Raw genomic sequence first — 1467 nt, 5'->3', positions numbered from 1 at the left:
AGCCAGATTCATCAACTCAACATCGCCAAGCTGACGCTGCGCGAACATGAAAAAGCCGCCGTCCGATGAATTTGCATGAAGTTGAGCGCGACCCGCAGATCGGCTTGATGCGCGAGCGCATGCGCAACTTTGTCGAGCAACATGCCATTCCACGCGAGTCCAGAGCACATATGCATTGTCCAGAGGCTCTGGATGAGGCTCTTTCTGAACTGCGACCTGTTGCACAGATCAATGGGCTGTACTTGCCACAGCTGCCTCGTGAACTCGGTGGCTTGGCACTGACATGGGTTGAGCGCAGCGCTGTCCTGGAGGAGGCGGGTCGCAGTTACCTGGCACCGGGCGCGCTGAATTGCGCGGCACCCGATCAACCCAACATGATCAGTCTGCTGCGCCAGGGAACGCCCACTCAGCAGCGCATGTACCTCGAACCTCTCGCCGCTGGTCAGCTACGCTCGTGTTTCGCCATGACGGAGCCCGCACCTGGAGCGGGATCAGACCCATCCATGCTGCAAACGCGAGCAAAACGTTGCAGAGGCGGGTGGCTGATCAACGGTCACAAGTGGTTCATCACCGGTGCAGTCGGCGCGCACTTTGCGATTGTGCTGGCGCAGACAGAAGACGGCCCAACGCAATTCATCGTCGAAACGAAAAATTCTGGCTACAAGCTTTTACGCAGTATCCCAGCCGTTGACCCTTACGCCATTGGCGGCCACGGGGAGATCGTCTTCGAAGAGTGCTTTGTGACTGACGAAGCCGTGCTCGGAGAGGTTGGCCAAGGACTGCGTTATGCGCAGGAGCGCTTGGAGCCTGCACGTCTTTCACATTGCATGCGACTGATCGGCCGCGCTCGGCGCGCACTGGAGCTGGCGCAGATCTATGTCAACGAACGTCAGTCCTTCGGACGCCGTCTCGCTGACTTGCAGCAGGTGCAGGCCATGGTGGCTGACTGTCACATGGATTTGCACACCTGCAGGCTGACCACATTGGACTGTGCCGCCCGCATGGATGCTGGCCTGTCTGTCAAAACCGAATCGGCGATGGCCAAGGTATTCGTGTCTGAGGCGCTTTACCGTGTTGCGGACCGTTCAGCACAGCTCATGGGCGCTCTCGGCATGTCTGAAGACGCACCTGTGGCGATGATATTGCGGGAATTGCGCCCTTTCCGCATATACGACGGTGCATCCGAACTGCATCGGGCCACGCTGGGACGTCGCTTTCTTTCATCAACTCCAGGAGACAAAAAATGACCCTCTCTCGCATATTCAGCACCATCCTATTGGTCACTTGCGCTGGCAGCGCTGGTTCTGCGCTCGCCTCTTACCCCGACCGCCCCATCAAGCTTGTGGTGCCTTTTCCCGCGGCTGGCAGCACCGACCTGGTCGCACGTGCGCTTTCAGCAGAGCTTGGGGCCACCTTGGGTCAGCAGATCGTCGTGGAAAACAGAGCGGGTGCGGGCAGCCTGATCGG

Annotated in this window: 1 protein-coding gene and 1 pseudogene; both read left to right on the top strand. The window is 59.0% G+C overall.

The genetic code is table 11. From position 1 onward, the window contains the following. The first annotated feature begins 65 nt into the window (after window positions 1-65). Window positions 66-1247, top strand: coding sequence for an acyl-CoA dehydrogenase family protein (locus ACOVRJ_RS15665; protein ID WP_422044764.1), 1182 nt, complete (start codon window positions 66-68; stop codon window positions 1245-1247). Then, window positions 1244-1467 (top strand): annotated as a pseudogene (locus ACOVRJ_RS15660) (tripartite tricarboxylate transporter substrate binding protein); the annotation flags it as partial. The gene ACOVRJ_RS15665 and the pseudogene ACOVRJ_RS15660, both read left to right, overlap by 4 nt.

The organism is Roseateles sp., from assembly GCF_049240545.1.
Classification (GTDB): Bacteria; Pseudomonadota; Gammaproteobacteria; order Burkholderiales; family Burkholderiaceae_C; genus Paucibacter_A.
This window is presented reverse-complemented; position numbering and strand designations above follow the sequence as displayed.